At 74.1% G+C, this 16,678-nt stretch carries 15 protein-coding genes and 1 pseudogene; 15 read left to right on the forward strand and 1 reads right to left on the reverse strand.

The window, feature by feature from the left end:
- From ABZ915_RS39600 to ABZ915_RS39670, 15 genes and pseudogenes are all read left to right on the forward strand, one after another.
- The gene (locus ABZ915_RS39600) at positions 1 to 1,293 is read left to right on the forward strand and encodes a glutamate-5-semialdehyde dehydrogenase (RefSeq protein WP_361813551.1); all 1,293 of its coding nucleotides are present in this window, start codon (positions 1 to 3) and stop codon (positions 1,291 to 1,293) included.
- 24 nt (positions 1,294 to 1,317) lie between these two features.
- On the forward strand, positions 1,318 to 1,596 hold the full coding sequence (locus tag ABZ915_RS39605; RefSeq protein WP_361813553.1) for a phosphopantetheine-binding protein: 279 nt from the start codon (positions 1,318 to 1,320) through the stop codon (positions 1,594 to 1,596).
- Positions 1,593 to 2,957 carry a TrpB-like pyridoxal phosphate-dependent enzyme gene (locus ABZ915_RS39610; RefSeq protein ID WP_361813555.1) on the forward strand — a complete coding sequence of 455 codons (1,365 nt, stop codon included), beginning with the start codon at positions 1,593 to 1,595 and terminating at the stop codon, positions 2,955 to 2,957. The genes ABZ915_RS39605 and ABZ915_RS39610 overlap by 4 nt, the downstream gene beginning before the upstream one ends.
- Complete coding sequence (locus ABZ915_RS39615; RefSeq protein ID WP_361813557.1) at positions 2,947 to 4,167, forward strand: hypothetical protein; 1,221 nt, start codon at positions 2,947 to 2,949, stop codon at positions 4,165 to 4,167. The genes ABZ915_RS39610 and ABZ915_RS39615 overlap by 11 nt, the downstream gene beginning before the upstream one ends.
- Positions 4,167 to 5,681 (forward strand): class I adenylate-forming enzyme family protein, encoded by a 1,515-nt coding sequence (locus ABZ915_RS39620; RefSeq protein WP_361813559.1) that lies wholly within the window; start codon positions 4,167 to 4,169, stop codon positions 5,679 to 5,681. The genes ABZ915_RS39615 and ABZ915_RS39620 overlap by 1 nt, the downstream gene beginning before the upstream one ends.
- Positions 5,665 to 6,987: a type III PLP-dependent enzyme gene (locus tag ABZ915_RS39625; RefSeq protein ID WP_361813561.1), complete on the forward strand. Its 1,323-nt coding sequence runs from the start codon at positions 5,665 to 5,667 to the stop codon at positions 6,985 to 6,987. The genes ABZ915_RS39620 and ABZ915_RS39625 overlap by 17 nt, the downstream gene beginning before the upstream one ends.
- The gene (locus ABZ915_RS39630; protein ID WP_361813563.1) at positions 6,987 to 7,259 is read left to right on the forward strand and encodes an acyl carrier protein; all 273 of its coding nucleotides are present in this window, start codon (positions 6,987 to 6,989) and stop codon (positions 7,257 to 7,259) included. The genes ABZ915_RS39625 and ABZ915_RS39630 overlap by 1 nt, the downstream gene beginning before the upstream one ends.
- On the forward strand, positions 7,256 to 8,464 hold the full coding sequence (locus ABZ915_RS39635; RefSeq protein ID WP_361813565.1) for an acyl-CoA dehydrogenase family protein: 1,209 nt from the start codon (positions 7,256 to 7,258) through the stop codon (positions 8,462 to 8,464). Before ABZ915_RS39630 ends, ABZ915_RS39635 begins: the two co-directional genes overlap by 4 nt.
- Positions 8,457 to 9,629 carry an acyl-CoA dehydrogenase family protein gene (locus tag ABZ915_RS39640; RefSeq protein ID WP_361813567.1) on the forward strand — a complete coding sequence of 391 codons (1,173 nt, stop codon included), beginning with the start codon at positions 8,457 to 8,459 and terminating at the stop codon, positions 9,627 to 9,629. The genes ABZ915_RS39635 and ABZ915_RS39640 overlap by 8 nt, the downstream gene beginning before the upstream one ends.
- Positions 9,626 to 10,261 (forward strand): 4'-phosphopantetheinyl transferase superfamily protein, encoded by a 636-nt coding sequence (locus ABZ915_RS39645; protein WP_361813569.1) that lies wholly within the window; start codon positions 9,626 to 9,628, stop codon positions 10,259 to 10,261. Before ABZ915_RS39640 ends, ABZ915_RS39645 begins: the two co-directional genes overlap by 4 nt.
- On the forward strand, positions 10,258 to 11,214 hold the full coding sequence (locus ABZ915_RS39650) for a hypothetical protein (protein WP_361813571.1): 957 nt from the start codon (positions 10,258 to 10,260) through the stop codon (positions 11,212 to 11,214). The genes ABZ915_RS39645 and ABZ915_RS39650 overlap by 4 nt, the downstream gene beginning before the upstream one ends.
- A gap of 2 nt (positions 11,215 to 11,216) precedes the next feature.
- A complete protein-coding gene (locus ABZ915_RS39655) occupies positions 11,217 to 12,746 on the forward strand; it encodes an amino acid adenylation domain-containing protein (protein ID WP_361813573.1) in 1,530 nt (509 codons plus the stop codon).
- Positions 12,747 to 12,760: 14 nt separating this feature from the next.
- Positions 12,761 to 13,264: a flavin reductase family protein gene (locus ABZ915_RS39660; protein WP_361813575.1), complete on the forward strand. Its 504-nt coding sequence runs from the start codon at positions 12,761 to 12,763 to the stop codon at positions 13,262 to 13,264.
- Between the two features lie 57 nt (positions 13,265 to 13,321).
- Positions 13,322 to 14,260: pseudogene (locus ABZ915_RS39665) on the forward strand (hydroxyacid dehydrogenase); the annotation flags it as partial.
- 79 nt (positions 14,261 to 14,339) lie between these two features.
- A complete protein-coding gene (locus tag ABZ915_RS39670; RefSeq protein ID WP_361813577.1) occupies positions 14,340 to 14,888 on the forward strand; it encodes a LuxR C-terminal-related transcriptional regulator in 549 nt (182 codons plus the stop codon).
- A 94-nt stretch (positions 14,889 to 14,982) separates the two neighbouring features.
- On the opposite strand, the gene ABZ915_RS39675 is transcribed toward ABZ915_RS39670, so the two are convergent.
- Positions 14,983 to 16,650 (reverse strand): glutamate--tRNA ligase family protein, encoded by a 1,668-nt coding sequence (locus ABZ915_RS39675; RefSeq protein ID WP_361813579.1) that lies wholly within the window; start codon positions 16,648 to 16,650, stop codon positions 14,983 to 14,985.
- Positions 16,651 to 16,678: the final 28 nt, after the last annotated feature.

The following is a 16,678-nucleotide window of genomic DNA, read 5'->3' on the forward strand; positions in this document are numbered from 1 at the left end:
ATGACCGACGCAGTACTGACATCCGCGCGTGCCGCCCTGGCGGCCGCACCACCGACCGGCGATCCGGCGTACGAACGCTACTGCCGTGAACTCGCCAAGCGCCTGGCCGACCACTGGCCGGCGGTCCTCGCCGCCAACGCCGAGGACCTGGCCCGCGCCGAACAGCGCGGCCTGTCACCCGTCCTGCTCGACCGGCTGCGGTTGACCGACGCCCACCTCGGCGGGCTGGAGCGGCTCACCGACGCCGTCCTCGGCGAACTGGCCGAAGTGACCGCCCGCGACCCCGGGGTCCCCGTGGGCGACTGGGGGGTGCGGCTGCGCGTCCCCAAGCCGCTCGGCGTGGTGTTCATGGTGTACGAGGCGCGTCCCACGGTCACCGTGGAGGGCGCCCTGCTGCCCGTCGCGGTGGGCAACGCCGTGCTGTTGCGCGGCGGGAAGGAGATCGCCCGCACCAACGAGGCGCTGTCCGCCGTGGCACGCGAGGCCCTGGAGGCCGCCGGGCTCCCGGGCCACCTGGTCACCGTCCTCGACGACCCCGACCGGGCGCAGCTGCGGGCCCTGCTCAAGCGGTCCGACGCCGTCGACGTGCTGATCCCGCGCGGCAGCCCCTCCCTCATCGACCACTGCCGCGGCACCTCCTCGATCCCGGTGATCGCCAGCGGCGGCGGAGTCAACCACGTCTACGTGCACCGCAGCGCCGACCTGGAGCTCGCCGCGGAGGTCGCCCTCGACAGCAAGCTGCCGGAGCCGACCGCCTGCAACACCGCCGAGATGATGCTCGTCGACGCCGAGGTCGCCGAGGACCTCGTGACCGCGATGCTGCGCGCCGCCGAGCGCGGCGACCGGCAGGTGACCGTACGGCTCGACCCGCGGGTGCCGCGGCCCGGTGGAGAGGCCGGCGGCGGCCGGCCCTGGCGGATCGAGGAGCTGCGGGAGCACGACCTCGGCCGGGAGTTCCTCGACGCCACGATCGGTGTGCGCGCGGTCGAGGGCCTGGACGAGGCCGTGGCCCACATCCGGCGGCACGGCTCCGGGCACACCGAGGGCGTACTCGCCGGGGACGACGACGTGAGCGAGGAGTTCACCCGCCGGGTCGACGCCGCGGCGATCGTCGTCAACGGTTCCCTGCGCCTGCACGACGGCCCCACGCTCGGCCTCGGCTCCGAGATCTCCATCAGCACCGGCCGCATGCACGTGCGCGGCCCGGTCACCCTCGGCTCGCTCGTCACCCACAGCTGGGTCGTCGAGGCGCACGGCACGCTGCGCAGCCCGCTCACCGAACCCCGTCCCTGACCCCGGACCTTCCACGGAGGAAACATGATCACCGGACTTGACCGCACCGCGGTCACCGAGTCCGTCAAGCGCGTGGTCATCGCCGAGTCGCGGCTGTCCCTGCGGCCCGCCGACATCGACGACCACGAACCGCTCAACGGAGAGATCCTGCGCGTCAACTCGCTGGGATTCGTAGGCATGCTGGTGCGCCTGGAGGACGAACTCGACATCGTCCTCCCCGACGACCTGTTCGTCGGGCGCAGCTTCCAGACCGTCCACGACCTGATCGAGATCGTCCTGTCCGGGGCGGAGGCGTCCCGGTGAGCGGCACCGGTCTGCCGGCCCGCTGGCGCAGTGTCCTGCCACGTCTGGACGAGCAGCTGCCCCCGGACCGCAGCGGGCGGGCCGCGGGCGGCAGCGTCCAGGTCAACCTGCCGATGGAGCTGGTGCGGCAGAGCGTGCAGCTGAAGGAGTACTGGGAGATCCCGGCCGAGGTCGCCGACGCCTACCGGGCGTTCCGCCCCACGCCGCTGTGGCGGGCCGAGCGCTTCGAGCGCGCGGTCGGGGCACGGGTGCCGGTCTACGTGAAGTACGAGGGCGGCAACATCTCCGGGAGCCACAAGCTCAACACGGCCCTCGCGCAGGCCTACTACTACGCGCGGGCCGGCGTGCGGGAGCTCGTCAGCGGCACCGGCGCCGGACAGTGGGGCACCGCCCTGGCCGCGGCCTGCGCGCTGTTCGGCATGAAGTGCACGGTCTTCATGGTCGGCGGGAGTCTGCGCCGCAAGCCGTACCGGGGCACGCTGATGCGGACCCTCGGCGCCACCGTGCACGCGAGTCCCAGCCCGCTGACCGACGTGGCCCGGCGGAGCGAGGCCGGCGTCAACAGCCTGTCGCTGGCCATCGGCGAGGCGGTGGAGTACGCCGCCCGCACCGAGGGCGCGGCGTTCTGCATCGGCAGCGGAGAGACGTACAGCATCCTGCACCAGTCGGTGATCGGCCTGGAGGCCGCCGACCAGCTCGCCGGCCTCGACGCGTCGGTCGACGCGGTGGTGGGCTGTGTGGGCGCGGGCTCCAACTTCGGCGGGATCGCGCTGCCGTTCTTCTCGGCCGCGGCCGCCGCGGGCGCCGAGCCGCCGCTGCTGGTGGCCGCCGAGTCCAGTACGACGCCCAAGCTGACCCGCGGGACGTACGCCTACGACCACACGGACGCCACCGGCACCGGGCCGATGGAGGCCATGTACACCATCGGCAGCTCCTACCCGATCCCCGACTCGCACTCGGCCGGGCTGCGTTTCCACGGCGCCGCGAAGGTGCTCTCCGCGATGCGTCACCGCGACCAGATCGCGGCCACCGCCGTCGGCCAGGTCGAGGCGCTCGACGCGGGGCGTCGCTTCACCCGCAGCGAGATGGTGCTGCCCGCCCCGGAGTCCGGCCACGCGCTGGCCGCGGCCGCGCGCCTGGCCGGTGCCGGAGCCGAGGGGAACAACGGCCCGCTGCGCGCCGAGAAGGGCGTGGTGGTGTGCGTCAGCGGCCACGGCTACCTCGACCTGGGGGCCTACCAGCAGTTGCTGGACGGCGAGTTGAGCAACGACAGGCCCGACCCGGAGGCGCTGGGCCGCGCCATGGGGGACCTGGAGCGGGTGGCGCAGCTCGCGGGTGCGGGAGCCGGCCATGAACGCTGACGTCGCACCCGGAACCGTGGAATGGCAGTTGTTCGACTGCGTCCAGGTCAATCTGGCGGTCCTGGCCGACCGCTGGCACGGCCCGGGAACCCATCTGGACCTGGGTGCCGTCCTGCGCTTCCGTCCGGTGCCGGGGCCGGACGGGCTGCCCACGGTGGAACGTTCCGCCGCCGACCAGCTCACCGAGACGGCCCACCGCCTCGGGCTCACCGTCCTGGACCTCCGGACGACCCGGCCGGGCGAGGCGGTCGCACCGGCCGCGGGCCGCTACCTGGTGGCCGACGCCTACCACCTGCCGTGGGTGCCGTACTTCGGGCGGCGGCACATGGACCACAGCTTCCTGCTGGAGCCGGCCGACGGCACGGGCGCCGTCGTGGTGGACGGCTACCACAACGACACCCCCTGGGGCGGCGCCCGGCCGGTCAGCCGCCCGCTGAGCCGCGCCGAGCTGGCCGCCGCCGTGCCCGGACCGGCCCTGTCCGTCACCCTCGCTCCCGCCGAGACACCCACCGCTCCGGCCGCCGCCGGACTCGACCTGGCCGACGAGGAGGTGGCCGACCGGTACGTCACCGCCTACGCGGAGCACCCCGACCGGCTCGCCGCCCTGGACCGGCTCACCCTGGAGACCTGGCTCCTCGCCCGCTCCCGCAAGCTGCACGCCCGCTTCCTCCACTCCCGTGGCGTGCTCGCCGACGACCCGACGGTCCTCGCGCACGTGCGGGCCTGGGAGCAGCTGGCCGAGAGCGTCTACCTCGGCTACCGCCGCGTCGAGCGCGGCCGGCCCGCGGCCGGGGAGCTGTTCACCCGCCTGGCGGAGCAACTCGGCCGGGACCGCGAGGTGTTCGGCTCCGGAACAGCGGCCCGCGCGCCCGATCCGGTCCCGGCCGACCGGACAGCCGACCGGACGCCCGTGCCCGCCGCGCTCCGGGAGCGGGTCGCGGCCAGCGCCGGCGCCGTGCTGAGGACCGACCCGGCGGCCCTGCTCGGCGGGCAGCCCCTGGCGGACGTACCCGGCTTCACCTCCTTCCGGGTGGTGGAGATCGTCGAACGCCTCGAACGCGAGCTGTCCGTGGAGTTCGTCGCGGACGACCTCGTACCGGAGAACCTTCACCACGTCGACGGCATCTGCCGCATCGTGCTGCGCGCCCTGCCCACCGGCACGACGGCGCCGTCCCCCGCCCGTCCCGTCGCCCGCACCGGAGGGAACTGATGTCCGCCCACCCCGCCCTGCTGCACGAGCTGCTCGACCGGGCCGCCGCCCAGTGGCCCGAGCGGCCCGCCGTCACCAGCGGCGACCACACGCTTCGCTACCGGGAACTCGACGCCGCCTCCCGGCGGCTGGCCGCCTGGCTGCACGCCTGCGGGCTGCGGCGCGGCGACCGGCTCGTGGTCTGCGCGCCGGGTTCCACCGTCCAGCCCGCGCTCGTGTACGCCGCCTCGCGGGCCGGGGTCGCCTTCTCGCTGCTGCACGAACAGGTCCAGGGGATCCAGCTCGACCACGTCCTCGACGACTGCGAGCCCGGCCTGCTCGTCACCGACACCCCGGACTCGCAGTTCGCCGCGCAGCGCCGCGGGGTGCGCACCGCCACCACCCAGGCGGTGGCCGCGGTGGCGTTCGCGGACACGCCCGTGCCGGAGGCTGTCCGGCCCGGTCCCCTCGCGGTCGACCCCGTGTGCCTGATCTACACCTCGGGCACCACCTCGCTGCCGAAGGCCGTCGTCAGCACCCACCAGCAGCTGACGTTCTCCGCCGCGGCCATCCGATCGGTGCTGGACTACCGGGCGGACGACGTCGTCTACAGCCCGCTGCCGCTCTCCTTCGACTACGGCCTGTACCAGCTGTTCGTGTCGGCGCCGGCCGGCGCCCACGTCGTGCTCGGCCGGCCCGCCGAGGTCGGTCCGGCGCTGCTCGGGAACCTGGTCCGCGCGGGCGCCACCGTACTCGCCGCCGTCCCGTCGGTGGCCGACGCCCTGGCCCGGCTGCTGCGCAGGGCGTCCCACGACAGGCCGCCGCTGCGACTGCTCACCAACACCGGGGCGGCGATGCCGGCCGAGACGCTGAAGGCGCTGCGGTCCTCGCTGCCCGGCCTGCGGGTGCAGCTGATGTTCGGCCTGACGGAGTGCAAGCGCGCCACCATCATGCCGCCCGACGGCGACCTGACACGGCCCGGCTCCAGCGGCCGCGCGCTGCCCGGCACCGAGGTCTTCGTCGTCGACGACGACGGCCGCCGCAGGCCCCCCGGTGAGATCGGCGAGATCGTGGTGCGCGGCCCGAACGTCATGGCGGGCTACTGGCGCCGCCCGGCGCTCACCGCGCAGCGCTTCCGCCGCGTGGAGGGTCTCCTGCCGCAACTGCACACCGGTGACTACGGGTGGGTGGACGAGGAGGGATACCTGTACTTCGACGGCCGGCGCGACGACATCTACAAGGAGAACGGTTTCCGCGTCAGCGCCACCGAGGTCGAGGCGGCCGCCCGCCGCATCCCCGGCGTCGGCGCGGCCGCCGTGCTGCCGCCCCAGGACTCCTCCCCCGCCCTGCTGTTCGCGGTCGGCGAGCTGTCGCCCGCCGAGGTGCTCCAGGGCATGCGCGAGCAGATCGAGGAGTTCAAGATCCCGCGCCACTGCAGAATCGTCGACGCGCTGCCGCTGACCGGCAACGGCAAGGTCGACCGCAAGGCGCTGGCCGTCCTGACGCAGGAGGCCACCCGTGTCCGGGCCCGATAGCGCCGTCCTGCCGGTCCCGCCGGTGCCGCCGGAGGTCCTCTCCCGCGTCCCCACCCCGGCGTACGTGTACGACCTGGCCGAAGTCCGGCGCAACCACGACGCGTTGCGTGACGCGCTGCCGCCGGGTTCGGGTCTGTACTACTCCCTCAAGGCCAACGCGCACCCGTCCCTGCTGGCCGTGCTGCGCGAGCGGGGGGCCCACCCCGAGGTGTGCTCCACCGGCGAGCTGGAGGCGGCGCTCGGCGCGGGCTGGCCGGCCGGGGACGTGCTCTACACCGGCCCCGGCAAGCGGGACGAGGAGATCGGCCACGCGCTGCGCCACGGCGTGCGGACGTTCTCCGTGGACTCCCCGTACGCGATCGAGCAACTGGACCGGCTCGCCGGCCGTGCCGGTGTCACGGCGCGGTGCCTGCTGCGGGTCAACGACGACCAGCCGGTGCCGGGCCAGGGCCTGGCGATGACCGGAGTGGCCTCGCAGTTCGGCGCGGACACCGGATGGGTGCTGGGCGAGCCGGAACGATTCGCCGGCCGGCCGCACGCCGAGGTCGTCGGCCTCCACCTGTACATGGGCACCAACCTCGGCGAGGTCGACGCGCTGGTGGGCCAGTTCGCCCGCTCGCTGCGTACCGCCAGGACCCTGACGGCGGCGCTGGCGGAGCACGGCGTGCACATCAGCGTCCTGGACCTCGGCGGCGGCTTCGGCGCGCCGTTCGCGGCGGAGGGCGCGCGGCTCGACCTGTCCGGACTGCGTCCCAGGCTCACCGCACTGCTCGACGACGAACTGCCCGGCCGGCACGACGGCGGCCCGCGGGTCGTCTTCGAGTCGGGCCGCTATCTGGTGGGCACGGCCGGGGTCCTGCTGACGGCCGTGCTCGACGTGAAGCGGTCCCACGGCAAGGACGTGGTCGTCCTCGAATCCGGCATCAACCACCTCGGCGGCATGTCCGGACTGCGGCGGCTGCCCGCCCTGAACCCGCGCCTGGTGCCCGGCGACCCCCGCGGCGAGGGCGGGCGCGACCGCGAACCGGCCATCGACGCCCTGGTCACCGGCCCGCTGTGCACCCCGCTCGACACCTGGGCGCGCGCCGCGCGGCTGCCCGCGCTGCGGCCCGGCGACCTGCTCGCCGTCCCCAACGTCGGCGCCTACGGGCTCAGCGCGAGCCTCGTCGCCTTCCTCGGCCATCCGCTGCCCGCGGAAGCCGTCATCGACAGCGACCGCCCCGGCGCGGTCCCCGACATCACCCGGATCCACCTGACCCGCACCACCGTCCCGGCCTCGGCCCGCACCCACCCTGGAGTGAAGTGATGGATGCCCGTTTCACCGAACTGCTCGCACCGTTCCTGAAGTTCCTCGGCGAGCGGGAGATCGCCCCCGACGCGTCGCTGCGCGAGCTCGGCCTCGACTCGATGCAGGCCATCGAGCTGCTGTTCGCCATCGAGGACACCTTCGGCGTGACCCTGCCGGACGACGACATGAACGACGACACGTTCGCCACCGCCGGCAGCCTGTGGACCGTGGTGCGCGCGGCGCTCGACGCCCAGTACGCCGTGGACGGGGAGCAGGTGACGGCCGCATGAGCGCGCCGACGTTCGCCCCGGTGCGGCCGGCCCCGTCCGCCGCACCGCTGACCGCCGCGGGGCTCACGGAACGTATCGACCGGGTCGCCGCCGTGGCGGCCGAGCACCTCGCCCGCACCGACCGTGACGCCTCGTTCCCGGTCGAGGCGCTCCAGGAGATGCGCCGCACCGGGCTGCTCGGCCTGCTCGTCCCCGAGACCCACGGCGGCCTCGGCGGCACGACCGACGACGTGGTGACCGCGGGCATGGCCCTCGGCCGGGTCGACATGTCCGTGGCGATGATCTTCACGATGCACTGCCAGCAGGTGGCGGCGGTGGTGCGCTACGGCGGCGAGCGGCTGCGCGACGAGCTGCTGCCCGAGATAGCCGCGGGCCGGATGTACCTGGCGTCGGTCACCACCGAGGCCGGCAAGGGCGGGCATCTGCTGAGTTCGGGGGCGGCGCTGGCCGCGCGCGACGGCGAGCTGCTGCTCGACCGCTTCGCGCCGATCGTCACCGGCGGCGAGTACGCGGACGGCTTCCTGGTCACCATGCAGAGCCCGGCCCCGGCCTCCCCCAACCAGGTGTCGCTGGTGTACGCCCACCGCGACCAGCTCACCGTCGAACGGTCGGGCGACTGGGAGCCGCTCGGGATGCGCGCCAGCCACAGTGTCGCCCTGCGGCTGACCGGAACGGTGCCCGCCCATCAGGTGGTGGGCCGGCACGGCGAGTTCCGGACGATCGTCACCACGGTGTTCGGGCCGATGGCCCACCTGGGCTGGTCGGCCTGCTGGCTCGGCACCGCGGCGGGCGCGCTCTCCCGCGTCGTCAAGCTGCTGCGCTCCCGGCAGGGCCGCGCGCGGGTCGACCTCGACTCGGAGCTGCTGCTGACCCGGCTGTCCCGGGCCCGCCAGCGGATCGACGCGGTGCACGCGCTCCTGGACCGCGCCCGGCAGGTCGTCGCGACCGCCGACGACCTCAGCGTGCCCCGCGTCCAGCTGCTGCTCAACAGCCTGAAGATCACCGCGGCCGAGGAGTGCTACCGGGCCGTCGACGGTCTGGTGGAGGCCGTGGGGATGCGGCACGGCTACCTCAAGGACTCCCCCACCCGCCTGGAACACAGCCTGCGGGACCTGCGGTCGGCCGCCCTGAACTACAGCAACGACCGTCTCCACCTCGTCGACGGCAAGCTCGCACTGCTCGATCCGGAGGTGCGCCTTGCCTGACCTCCTGAAGGCGGAGGGCACCCCCGCCGTGCGCCACCGACCACGGGCGGCCACCGCGCTGGCCGCGGTTCCCACGGGGGCACCGGTGTCCCAGGTGTGGGCGGCGCTCGGCACGGCGGGCGTCCTCAGAGACCTCTATGACCTCTACGACCACGACGACCACGACGACCGGGGCGGGGGAACCGCCGCCGCCCCGGACCCCGCACGGCTCGCCGACCTGATCGGGGCCGTGGACGCCCGCGGCGACAACGGCGTCACCCTCAGCGTGCTGGTCCAGACGGCCAGCGCACTGCCGGTGCTCGCCGCCTGCGCCCCCGAGAAGGGACCCGTACGGCAGGCCCTCGACGCGGCGCTGTCCGGCACGTCGACGGTGGCGCTCGCCGCCACCGACAGCGCCGCGGCGGGTTCGGACCTGGCCGGCCTCGGTACGGAGGTGGCGATCGGACCGGACGGACTGCTGGTCACCGGCGGCAAACGCTGGATCACCACCGCGTGCGGGGCCGACTGGCTCCTGGTCCTCGCCCGGCACCGGCCCGGCCGGCACTTCACCAGCTTCACCTGGGTGCTCGTACCCGCCAGGGCACCCGGTGTGCGCGTGCGCCCGGCCGACACCGACCTGCTCACCGGGTCGGCGACCGGGCACGTCGAACTGGACGGGGTGCGGCTGCCGGCCGACCACATCGTGGGCCGGCCCGGACGCGGCATGGCCGTCTTCGCCCAGCACATGGGCACCGAACGGCTCGCGGGCGCCCTGTGGGCGGTGGCGCTGACCAGCCGGGTGCTCGCCGACACCAAGGAGCGGCTGACCCGGCGGCACTTCGACGGGCGGCCCCTGTGGCAGCACGATGCCGTGCGCCAGCGCTACGCCGCCTGCCTGGTGCAGGTGCGGCAGCTGCGCGCCCTGTGCGAGAGCCTCGGCGAGCGGGTCGCACGCCGGCAGGATCTCGCGGCCGCCGCCCTGCTCAAGTCGGCGGCGGGACTCGTCGCCGACCCGGTGCTCGCCGCCTGCGCCCAGTTGCAGGGGGCCGACGGCTTCGGCCGGGGCGGCGCCCAGCGCATCCGCGGCGAGGCGGGCGTGCTCGGCATCGGCGGCGGCGTCACCGAGCTGGTGCTCGCCGCGGTGGCCGACAACGCGGACACGGTACTCACGGAGTTGCGCTCATGAATCTTCTGACGCTCCAGGTGTCGCCGGATGTCTGGGTGGCGAGGGGCGAACGCGGCCAGTGGGCCCGCGCCGACCCGCATCCGCTCGACCGGGCGGCCGCGGCGGACCTGCCGGAGTGGCGGGTGGAGGAGTTCCTCGCCAGCCGCGCGCTGCTGCGCCATCTGCTGCGCGCCACCCGGCCCGAGCTGGCCGAGGTGCCGGTGCGGGCCGAGGAGCAGGGACGCCCCGTCCTCGCCGGACACCCGGGCAAGGGCATCAGCATCTCGCACGACGGCGACGCCATCGCCGTCGCCTTCGCCCCGCACCGCAGGGTCGGCGTCGACGTCCAGCTGCCCCCGGACAACGTCCCCGACGGGCTGCTGCGCCGCTGCCTCGGCGAGCACACGCGGGACCTCGGCACGTTGCCGGAACGGCAGCGGGCGGCCGAACTCGCCTGGGTCTGGACCGCTCAGGAGGCCTGTGTCAAAGCGGCCGGCACCGGTATGTCCGGCCGGCCGTGGGCGATCGACGTCCCTCCCGGCCGGCACCGGGGACAGTGGCACGACTTCCAGTGGATCAGCCTGCGCGGACGCTCGCAGACACCGTTGAGCTGTGCCTTCTCCGCCCCTCACAGCGACTTGGACACCTCGTGAACCTGACCGGCGCGCCGGCCACGATGCCGGACCTCAGCTGCTACACCACGAACCTCCTCGCCCTTCTGACGCCGGACGTGCCCGGCGTCCGGCGCCGTCTCGCCGAGGGCGTCCGGCTGGCGGTGCGCGTGGACCTGCCCCCCGGTGAACTGGCCTTCTCGCACCACCCCAGGGTGGACCGGACCGAGGACGGCCGGGAGCTGGTCTACCGCGGCGCGGCCGACTGGCCGACGGCCCGGACCGCCCTGCTCGACACGCTGCACCGCGAGCGACGGGTCCTGGCCGTCGGCAACACCCGCCATCTGCCCTGGGCACCGGCCCACGGACAGGCCGATGCCCCGCACTGGCTGCTGATCCGGGACCACCGTGCGGGCCGCTGGCTGCTCGGCGACCACTTCACGGCCCTCACCCCGTTCGGCGAGCAGGAACCCTTCCTCGGCTGGGTCGGCGACGCCGACCTGGCCGCGGCGCTCACTCCGGTGCCGGACCCGCCGCCGGAGGTCGTCCGCCGTGACCGGCTGGCGCTGGGCGAGGAGATCCCGGTCCCGCCCGCGGGGCAGTACCGGTGGCTGGCCCGGCAGCCCGCAACGACGGCCACCACCGGGGACGCGCCCGGACCCGGCGCCTGGAGCATCGGTCTGGAGCCGTCGCTGACGAGGATCGCCGACGTCTTCCGCACCGATGCCACGGCACTCGCCCGGTACGTCGACGACCTCTGGGCGGCCGCCCGCCACCACACCTACCGGCTGGCCTTCGCGGTCACGGACGGCAGGCTCCACCCGGAGTCGGCCGCGGCCGCGTCGGCGGCCTGGGGCGAGCTGCCCAGGACGCTGCGGTTCGCGGCCCAGTCCGCCGCGCGCGGCCGGCCACGCCCCGGCGTGGTCGACCGCTCCATCGAGCAGCTCCTCACCACCGTGCAAGCCCTGAGCGCCGACCTCCCCCAGAGAGGATGATCATGGAACGGACCCTGTACGAGTGGTTCGCCGCCTCCGTGGCCCGCCACGGCGGCGAACCCGCGCTGGAGGTGGGCGCGGAGCGGCTGACGTACCGGCAGCTGAGCGACCTCGCCGACCGGGTGGCCGGCGAACTGCTCGCCGCCCACGGCACGGTGCCCCGCCGGGTCGGCCTCCTCGCCGAACGCAGCGTCCTGGCGTACGCCGGTTACCTCGCGGTGCAGCGGCTCGGCAGCACCGTGGTACCCCTCAACCCGTCCTTCCCGGCCGCCCGCACCGCGGCCGTCGTCACCGCGGGCGAGCTGGACGTCGTCCTGGCGGAGGAGGAGCACCTGGGTGCCGCCGAGCTGCCGGTCCCGGTGCTGCCCCTGACCCGGGAGGCGACCGGTCCCGTCGCCGAACTGCCCGCCTACGCCGGTGACGTGGACTCCGTCGCGTACATCCTGTTCACCTCCGGTTCGACGGGCGTCCCGAAGGGCGTGCCGATCCTGCACCGCAACGTCTCGGCGTATCTCGGACACGTCGTGTCCCGCTACGGGATGGGGCCCGGCAGCCGTGTCTCGCAGACCTTCGACCTGACCTTCGACCTGTCGGTCTTCGACATGTTCGCGAGCTGGGGCGGCGGGGCCGCGCTGGTGGTGCCGGGGCGCAAGGACCTGATGGCCCCGGCACGGTTCGTGGCCGCGAGGGAACTGACCCACTGGTTCTCGGTGCCGTCGGTCGTGTCCCTCGCGCGGCGGCTGCGGAGCCTGCCGCCGGGCAGCATGCCGACGCTGCGCTGGAGCCTGTTCTGCGGCGAGCCGCTGACCCTCCAGCAGGCCGAGGCGTGGCGGACCGCAGCGGCCGGCAGCCGGGTCGAGAACCTCTACGGACCCACCGAACTGACCATCAGCTGCGCCGAGTACCGGCTCCCGGACGACCCGGCCGACTGGCCGCGGCCGGCCAACGGCACGGTGCCGATCGGCGCGCTGTACCCGGGCCTGGAGCAGGTGGTGCTCGACGCCGAGGGACTGCCGTGCGAGGACGGGGAACTCTGCGTCCGCGGCGCCCAGCGCTTCCCCGGCTACCTGGATCCGGCGGACGACGCCGGCCGTTTCGTCGCGTACGACGGGGTGCGGGCGCGGGTGTTCGACGGCGGCGGGCCGGTACCGGAGGACCTGTGGTACCGCACCGGCGACCGGGTCGCCCGGCAGCACGGACAGCTCGTCCATCTGGGACGCCTCGACCAGCAGGTGAAGGTGCGCGGCTACCGGGTGGAACTCGGAGAGATCGAGGCGGCCCTGCGGGCACAGCCCGGTGTGCGCGACGCCCTGGTCGTGGCGGTGCCGGTCGCGCACGGCGAATCCGGCCTCGAAGCGGTGTGCACGGGATCGGACCTGGCGCCGGAAGCCCTGCTGGCGGCGCTGCGGCTCCGGCTGCCGGCGTACATGGTGCCGGGCGGCCTCACCGTCTACGACGAGTTGCCGCTGAACGCCAACGGAAAAGTGGACCGCAGGACCGTGACGGCCCGGATCACGGCCCAGGACGCCTGAAGGCGGGGAAACCGATGACAACCGAAAGTCTCCTGTCCGCGCCTCCCCGAGTGTCGGGCGAGGCCTTCCGCCACGCGGTGACCCGGCTTGCCACGGGTGTCGCGGTGGTCACCGCGACCGGCCCCGACGGGCCGGTCGGCTGCACCGTGAACGCGGTCATGTCACTGTCGCTGCGACCGCCCGCGCTGCTCGTCTCCCTGTCCACGGAGAGCCGCACGCTGGACCAGGTCCTGGCGAGCGGCTCCTTCGCGGTCAACGTGCTGCCGTGGAACGCCCGGCACCTGGCACGGCAGTTCGCGACGGGCAGCGCCGCCCAGCGCTTCACCGACGTGTCCTGGCAGCCGCAGCACGGCGTCCCGGTACTGGCGGCGGCCTCGGTGGCCGCGGTGTGCGACGTCAGCAGCTCTGTCCGCATGTTCGACCACACACTCGTCGCCGGCGCCGTGACCTGGACCCGCGCCGACGACCGGCCGCCCACCGTGCTGTACGCGGGCGGCCAGTACCAGGTGGGCGGCTGACCCACCCGTACCCGCCCCGCCGCCCCACCGCTGCCCCACCGAGGAAGGGAATCTCCCATGAGCAGGCCCGTCGTACTCATCGCCGAAGAGCTGTCGCCCGCCACCGTCGCCGCGCTCGGCCCGGACGTCGAGGTCCGGCGCTGCGACGGCGCGGAGCGCGCCGAACTGCTGTCCGCCATCGCCGACGCGGACGCCATCCTGATCCGCTCCGCCACCAAGGTCGACGCCGAGGCCATCGCCGCGGCGAGCAAGCTGAAGGTCGTCGCGCGCGCCGGCGTCGGCCTGGACAACGTCGACGTCTGTGCCGCCACCGACGCCGACGTGATGGTGGTGAACGCCCCGACCTCCAACATCGTGACCGCCGCCGAGCTGGCCTGCGGTCTGATCCTCGCCACCGCCCGCAACATCCCGCAGGCCGACGCCGCGCTGAAGAACGGCGAGTGGAAACGCAGCAGGTACACCGGGGTCGAGCTCGCCGGGAAGACCCTCGGTGTCGTGGGTCTCGGCCGGATCGGCGCGCTGGTCGCCGAGCGCATGTCCGCGTTCGGCATGAAGGTCGTCGCCCACGACCCCTACGTCCAGCCCGCCCGCGCCGCGCGGATGGGTGTGAAGGCGCTGTCGCTGGACGAGCTGCTGGGCGTCTCCGACTTCATCACCGTGCACCTGCCCAGGACACCCGAGACGCTCGGCCTGATCGGCGAGGAGGCGCTGCGCAAGGTCAAGCCGTCGGTGCGGATCGTCAACGCCGCGCGCGGCGGCATCGTCGACGAGGAGGCGCTGTACGCGGCGCTGGAGGAGGGCCGGGTCGCGGGTGCCGGCCTGGACGTGTACGCGAAGGAGCCGTGCACGGACTCCCCGCTGTTCGAGCTGGACCGGGTGGTGTGCACCCCGCACCTCGGCGCGTCCACGAACGAGGCGCAGGAGAAGGCGGGCGTCGCCGTCGCCGAGTCCGTCCGGCTGGCGCTCACGGGGCAGTTCGTGCCGGACGCGGTGAACGACGTGACCTGGCGGCACACCACCGAAGTGGCCCTCTCCATGTCCATACCCCAGGCTGCGTGAGGGAGGCGTGGGACACATGGCACCACGTCAGAATGCGGAACCGGTGCGCTACGTCATCAGCCGTGCGTTCCAGGACGACGCCCGGTTGCACCGGCTCCGGCCGGCCCACCAGACGTACTGGCGCAGGCTCTACCACCAGGGCGTGCTGCTCGGTGGCGGCACATGGGAGGCGGGGTGCCGGGAGGTCCTGGTGGTCAGGGCCCAGGACCGGGCCGCGGTGCACCAGGTGCTCGGCGCGGACCCCTACACCCAGGAGCGGCTGGCGCTGGACGTCACGGTCCAGGGCATGGACGATCTGCTCGGAGCGGAGGAGCGAGCAGTGTCCGGCCCGGCCGTCGCCGTCGCCGTCGCCGACGCCGAGCCGGCCGGGCGGCTCAGTGCCCATGAGTGGCGGGTCGCCCGGATGATGCTGGACGGACTGACCAACCGGCAGATCGCCGAGCGGTTCATGGTGTCGCCGCGCGCGGTCGAGCAGCACATCACCCGCATCTACCGCAAGCTGTCGATCGGCCGGCGTGCCCAGCTGGCGGTCGCCCTGCGCGCCGAGGCGACGCACACGGGCTGAGCGGAGACGCGCCGGACGGCGGCCCGGACCCCGGGCCGCCGTCCGCCTCTCCCCTGTCTTCCGCTCTTCCCCCGGTCTCCCGCTCCTCCCCGGCTCAGCCCACGCCGGCCGGCACCCGGGCGGCGAGCGGCCTGAGCCGGCGCAGCACCTCCTCCTCCCCGAGGGACTGGGCCACCTGGAACAGGTCGGGGCTGCGACGGCTGCCGGTGAGGCACACGCGCATGACGTTGGCCACGTCCCGGATCGAGCCGCGGTAGGCGCCGGGCGCCGTCCGGTGGCTGCGTACGTCGGGGGCGAAGCCGTGCCGTTCGGCCACCGCGCGCAGCACGGCGAACCAGTTCTCCGGCGGCCCGGTGTGCCGGTACTCCGCGGCGAGGTCAGCGGCCAGGGCGGTCACGAGCGGGCCGGGCAGGCCCCCGAACCGGTCGTCGGTGGGCCGGTCGACCATCTCGTGCAGCTCGGGGAAGCAGAAGCCGTAGGCGGCCGTGAACTCCTGCCAGCACGCGAGGTCCTTGCGGGGTGTCCCGGTGCCGCGCCGGGCCATCTCGAAGGCGGCCAGCGCGAGATCCGGATGCTTGCGCAGGACGGCGTACAGCTCGGGGGCGTAGTCGGCCGCCCAGTCAGCGAGCTGTGCGAGGGCCTCGGCGGGCGCCAGCGAGGCGATGTACTCGCGGCTCACGGAGCGCAGCTTGAGCAGGTCCACCATCGGCCCGGCGGTCCCCATCTCCGCCGGCCGCAGCGGCTGGGCGAGCGCCTCGTCCGTCGGCAGCGCGGCGATGCGGCTGTTGGCCAGCCCGCGCAGGTAGTGTCCGACCGCCGCCGCCGGATACCCGGCGGCCTCGTAGAACCCGGCCGTCGACTCGGGGTCCTTGCGCTTGCTCAGCTTGCGCCGGCCGGCACCGTCGAGCTTCATCAGCGGCGCGATGTGCGCGTACTCGGGCGTCCGGAAGCCGAGCGCGCGGTGCAGCTGGTGGTGCAGGGGCAGTGAGGAGATCCACTCCTCGCCGCGCACCACGAGGTTCACCCGCATCAGGTGGTCGTCCACGACGTGGGCGAGGTGGTAGGTGGGCAGTCGGTGGCCCTCGGCGTCCGCGGACTTGAGCACCACCACGTCGTTGCCGTTGTCCAGCATGGTCAGCGCCCCGCGCACCAGGTCGCGGAACCGTACCCGGCCGGGCAGCCCGACGGGGCAGCGCAGCCGCACGGTGTACGGCTCCCCGGCCGCGATCCGCTCCCCGGCCTCCCGCACGGACAGCGAGCGGCAGCGGGCCCACTTGCCGTAGTAGCCGAGCGGCGAGCGGGAACGCCGCTGTTCACCGGCGTTCTCCTCCAGCCGCTCGGGGGAGCAGAAACACGGATAGGCCTGCTGCTCGCGGATCAGTTCCCGCACGTAGGACAGGTAGATGTCCGCCCGGTCGGACTGGCGGTAGGGCCCCCAGCGGCCCTCGGGTTCACCTTCGTCCGGTTCCAGGCCGAAGTAGCGGAAGATCCGGGCGAACTCGTCCGCCGCGCCCGCCACTTCGCGGTCCTTGTCGGTGTCCTCGATACGCACCAGGTACACCCCGCCGGAACGCCGGGCGAGGTCCTTCGCCAGCGTCGCCACGTACAGACCGCCCAGGTGCATCGAGCCGGTCGGACTGGGCGCGAACCGGGTCACCCGTGCGCCGGGCGGCAGCTCCCGGGCTGCGTAGTGCTCTTCCCGGTGAGCGGGCGGGAGCAGGTCGGCAGGGAACCAGGAATCGATGATGTCGCGGTCCTGCATGGCTCATCCCTTCCGTCGCGTCGACTCG

This window comes from Streptomyces sp. NPDC046915 (genome assembly GCF_040644935.1).
GTDB lineage: Bacteria > Actinomycetota > Actinomycetes > Streptomycetales > Streptomycetaceae > Streptomyces.

Coding starts and splice junctions, on each gene's coding strand:
- ABZ915_RS39670 (WP_361813577.1), top strand. CDS start 14,340: ATGGCACCACGTCAGAATGCGGAACCGGTGCGCTACGTCATCAGCCGT.
- ABZ915_RS39675 (WP_361813579.1), bottom strand. CDS start 16,650: ATGCAGGACCGCGACATCATCGATTCCTGGTTCCCTGCCGACCTGCTC.
- ABZ915_RS39605 (WP_361813553.1), top strand. CDS start 1,318: ATGATCACCGGACTTGACCGCACCGCGGTCACCGAGTCCGTCAAGCGC.
- ABZ915_RS39635 (WP_361813565.1), top strand. CDS start 7,256: ATGAGCGCGCCGACGTTCGCCCCGGTGCGGCCGGCCCCGTCCGCCGCA.
- ABZ915_RS39615 (WP_361813557.1), top strand. CDS start 2,947: ATGAACGCTGACGTCGCACCCGGAACCGTGGAATGGCAGTTGTTCGAC.
- ABZ915_RS39645 (WP_361813569.1), top strand. CDS start 9,626: ATGAATCTTCTGACGCTCCAGGTGTCGCCGGATGTCTGGGTGGCGAGG.
- ABZ915_RS39630 (WP_361813563.1), top strand. CDS start 6,987: ATGGATGCCCGTTTCACCGAACTGCTCGCACCGTTCCTGAAGTTCCTC.
- ABZ915_RS39660 (WP_361813575.1), top strand. CDS start 12,761: ATGACAACCGAAAGTCTCCTGTCCGCGCCTCCCCGAGTGTCGGGCGAG.
- ABZ915_RS39600 (WP_361813551.1), top strand. CDS start 1: ATGACCGACGCAGTACTGACATCCGCGCGTGCCGCCCTGGCGGCCGCA.
- ABZ915_RS39620 (WP_361813559.1), top strand. CDS start 4,167: ATGTCCGCCCACCCCGCCCTGCTGCACGAGCTGCTCGACCGGGCCGCC.
- ABZ915_RS39655 (WP_361813573.1), top strand. CDS start 11,217: ATGGAACGGACCCTGTACGAGTGGTTCGCCGCCTCCGTGGCCCGCCAC.